The sequence below is a fragment of the Paenibacillus sp. 598K genome, assembly GCF_003851045.1.
In the GTDB taxonomy this organism is placed as follows: Bacteria; Bacillota; Bacilli; order Paenibacillales; family Paenibacillaceae; genus Paenibacillus_D.
Window position 1 is genome coordinate 19,009 of record NZ_BFBX01000022.1, and the last position, 4,056, is coordinate 23,064.

Consider the following 4,056-nt stretch of genomic DNA (forward strand, 5'->3'; position numbering starts at 1 on the left):
CCTGCCGGGCCTTGCGCTCCCGTATCGCCCTTCGCTCCTGGAGCGCCAGCAGGGCCGGAGCCGCCGGATTGTCCGCGAGCTGCGAGCAGCAGATAATCCTCTGATGCGCCGGGAGTCCCGGACGGCGAGGCCTTCAGCGCGACATACGCCGAGCCTTGATACGTCACTACCTGGTAAATGCCATAGCCGCCAGCCTCCGCAGCGTCATAGACCTTCAGACCAGCCAGCCCCACGCCAGCCTCACCTGCCGGGCCTTGCGGGCCTGCCGGGCCGGCTGGACCTGCAGGGCCTGCTGGACCTGCAGGGCCTTGCGGACCTGCCGGGCCCGGGATGCCAGCCCCGTCGGCGAAGCGGATATCGACGGTCCGAGCTTCTGACTGCCAAGCTACTTGCGCGCCGAATGCCGTAGCGAACAGTCTGACCGGCACCAGCAATCTGCCGTCGCGGATGATCGCTGGCGTATCCAGCGGGATTCGGGTCTCGACGCCGCCATTTTTCACCACGGCCTCGTTTGCCCCGGTCTTCAACGTCACAGCGATCTCGCCGCGTGTGGCGGTTACCGTTTTGGTCTCGTTATCCCAGTCCATCTGAGCGCCCAGCAGATTTTCGATCGTCTTGAATGGCACCAGTACAGTACCTGCTTCGAGCAGCGGAGCGACATCATGACTTACAGCCTGTCCGTTGACGATCAGCTTCACCGCTTCCGCCGCCTGGACGCCTGCTGTCATTCCCGGACTCCAGACCAGCGTCAGCGCCAGCGCCGTGGTCAGTATTGCTTTCTTCATCTATTCCCATCTCCTCATATTTGATTACTAGCCGTGCCGTACATGGATTTTATGTAGAAAAGCCAGCCGCATCCTTGCGCTTCCACCTCCTCCCAAGCATTGTACAGGATGCCACTGAACAATTAATGAACAATTCCGCAGCCCGGCAAGGCATGTAAAATCCACTTTCTATTAAACACTGCTTTTCGCCGCCCTGTCTGTAACCCAGACTACAATTTCCTTTATATTTACTACTCGACTCTGCCCGAAGCACAAAAAGACATTTTCAAAGTGATGCGCATCACTTCGTATATCTATATATTGAGCTATATTCGTATTCGAACACTACATACGGTGTCCAGGAGCAAAACGAAAGGAGCCCTACGCCATGCTCGCCTTCCACCCCCGCTTCGTCCGCACCTTCGACGATCTGCCCGGCCGTCTCAGTCTGCTCATCCATGCCTGGAACGGCTGCAATATGCGCTGCCTTGGCTGCCACAACCATGAGGAGCTGATCGCCGCCCGAGCGGACGGCAGTCATCTGAACGCCGAGCAGACGATCGTGCGAATCGCCGCTGCCAATACGCTGTTCGATGCCGTGCTGCTAAGCGGCGGCGAGTTCCTGATCGGAGCAATGGCCGAGATCGAGCCCTTCCTGGAGCAGGTGCGCGGCGTGTTCGACGGGTGCGTCGTCATTTATAGCAACGGTACGTTTCCCGGGAAGCTGGAGCGACTGCTCGCGCGCGGCTTGGTCGACGGCGTGCATCTCGATGTGAAGCTGCCTTACCATCTGCTCGATCCCTCCGCAGAGTCCGATCTGTACGAAGCCATCCTCGGCACCGTGCCCTCCGAGCGGATGCGACGCAGTCTGTTGGCCTCGATCGAGCTGGTCATCGCGCACGACAGCCCTGTCAGTCGCGTACGGACGGTCCGCTATCCGTTATTGAGCGACGAGTATTTCGAGACCATCGCCAGTCTGGTCCTGGATCTGAAGCATAAGCATCGCAGCAGCGTTCCCTACGATCTCAATCCCTACTACGCCCCGGAGGCGCTGTAGAGCAGAGTCGCCAAGCCAAAGCCATCCTGCACTTCAAGTCAGATAGAGGTGCCTGCTCCGCAAGTTCAATTATCGAAATGGAGGCCTTGACCTATGTTCAAGCACACTGACGATCTGATCCGTACCTTCACCTCCCCTGCCGACACCAAGCAAGCCGACTATCTGAAACGGGAGAACAGCAACTATGTCTACTCGCTGCCGCTGCTGCGGCACAATCTGACCAATCTCGCCGAGGAAGCGTATCTGCTGGAGCATATCCTGCCGCCGCAGCTCAAGGCCTACTATGAAGACGGCCTCGTCTATATCCACGACAAGCAGCTCAGCCCCTACTGTCTGAGCGTCTCTTGCCGGGATATCGCGACCTCGGGCATCCCCACCCTGGCCAAAAACATGATGTCCTCCAAGCCGACGCGCAAGCTCGAGACGCTGCTGCGGCATTACAGCAACATCGTCGTCCTGATGTCCCAGCAGGTGTCCGGGGCCGTCATGCTCTCCCAGATGACGAGCGTCTCCGCCTCCTACCTGTACGTCGAGGAGACGCGGCATGGCCGCACATTTACGAAGGATGAACTGAAGCAGCTGTTCCAGAGCCTCATCTGGGAGATGAACATGCCGCTGCGCGGCGGCTCGCAGTCCGCCTTTACCAACATCACGCTGGAGTTCGGCAAGCCCTCCGACGAGATCCGGGACGAGCTCGTCATCATCGGCGGACAGCCGCTGGAGCTGCGCTATGGAGATATCCCAGCCGTCTACTTCGACCGGATCAACCAGGCGGTTATCGACGTGATGCGCGAAGGGACCGGGACGGGCATCCCCTTCACCTTCCCGTTGCTGACGGTGCCGATCGACGACGCCTTCGACTACGATAATCCGCTATTCCTGCATCTGCTGGATTCGATGTACAGCTGGGGCGGCGTCTACTTCGAGAACTTCCGGACTGCGCCGTTCGAGGACGAGCGTTACACTAGCCTCAATCCGTACCTGAAGCCGCGCGACCCGGAGGCGAGCCGCAGCCTGTGCTGCCGACTGCAGATCGATCTGAAGGTGCTCTCTCGCGTGGGCAGCGGCATCTTCGGCAGCTCCTCGGGCTCGACGGGCGCCGTCCAGGTGTTGAACCTCAATATGAATCGACTGCTGATGGCTTACGGGCATGACGAACGCTTGCTCTATGAGCGGATGCGGGAGATTCTCGAGGTCATGCAGGAGGGTCATATGGCGAAGCGGCAATGGATCGAAGCGAACAAGGAGCTGTACCCGACGTTTTTTGCGCTCAATAAGGATTTGTCCAATTACTTCAATGTGTTCGCGATTACCGGCATGCACGAGGGACTCGTCAACAGCGGCTTCAGCGGCGGGATGAATGACGAAGCCGGGCAACGACTGGCTCACCGGATCATGCAGTTCATGACCGAGGTCGTCAATGGCTTCATCGTCCGCGACCGGGTCGCCTGCGGCATCGAATACGCCCCCGGCGAGAATGCCGCTATCAAGCTGGCGCGTCACGATGTCGCCTGGGCCGACCAGCGCGGGCGGAAGATCTACGTGCAAGGGAGCGGCGAGAACGTCTACCTCACCTCGGGGTGCATGCTGCCGTTCAGCGAGGGGGACTTCCCCCGTCAGGTCGAGAACAGCGCCGAGTTCCAGGCGTATGCGACCTCCGGCAGCATCCTGCACCACTTCCTGGAGAGCAAGCTGGCGCCCGAGCGGCTGGCCGACTATATGCGTCGCCTGTTCGCCAAGCCGATCCAGTACGTGACCCTGACGCCGACGCTGACTAGCTGTCTGGCCTGCAACCAGCAGATCGCGGCGACCGACGGCTGCCGGATCGGCCACTGTCCCGTCTGCGGCAGCGACGATCTCGCCACCTACAGCCGCGTCATCGGCTACGTCAAGATGATCGCCAGACGGCGATTGCGCAGGGACGACCAGCAAGGGTATACCGGTCAATACAACTTCTGGAGCAAGGCAAGACGCTTCGACTGGCAGGAGCGCCGGCGTCTGGGAGCGGACGATCTGGCGACAACCGCCGCAGAGACGCAGGAGCGGGCGGATGTCGCGCCGGGCGCGGAGAGCCTGGCGCGCCGATGAGTTAAGGCGCGGGTAGACGCGCTGCTAGGAGCGGGCGGATGTCGCGCCGGGCCGGAGAGCTTGGCGAGGCGACGAGTTAAGGCGCGGAGAGCTTGGCGAGCCGACGAGTTAAGGCGCGGGCGGACGTGCCGCAGGAGCGGGCGGATG

Annotated in this window: 3 protein-coding genes; 2 read left to right on the forward strand and 1 reads right to left on the reverse strand. The window is 60.7% G+C overall.

Annotation, left to right across the window (positions count from 1 at the left end):
• Nucleotides 1-785, reverse strand: a 785-nt coding sequence (locus tag PA598K_RS36055; protein WP_185601740.1) for a copper amine oxidase N-terminal domain-containing protein, incomplete at its 3' end; no start/stop codon positions are given.
• A gap of 367 nt (nucleotides 786-1,152) precedes the next feature.
• On the opposite strand from PA598K_RS36055, the gene PA598K_RS08930 reads away from it, so the two are divergent.
• Both PA598K_RS08930 and nrdD read left to right on the forward strand, forming a co-directional pair.
• A complete protein-coding gene (locus PA598K_RS08930; RefSeq protein WP_128656617.1) occupies nucleotides 1,153-1,821 on the forward strand; it encodes a radical SAM protein in 669 nt (222 codons plus the stop codon).
• Nucleotides 1,822-1,914: 93 nt separating this feature from the next.
• The gene (gene nrdD, locus PA598K_RS08935) at nucleotides 1,915-3,909 is read left to right on the forward strand and encodes an anaerobic ribonucleoside-triphosphate reductase (RefSeq protein ID WP_128656618.1); all 1,995 of its coding nucleotides are present in this window, start codon (nucleotides 1,915-1,917) and stop codon (nucleotides 3,907-3,909) included.
• Nucleotides 3,910-4,056 lie beyond the last annotated feature (147 nt).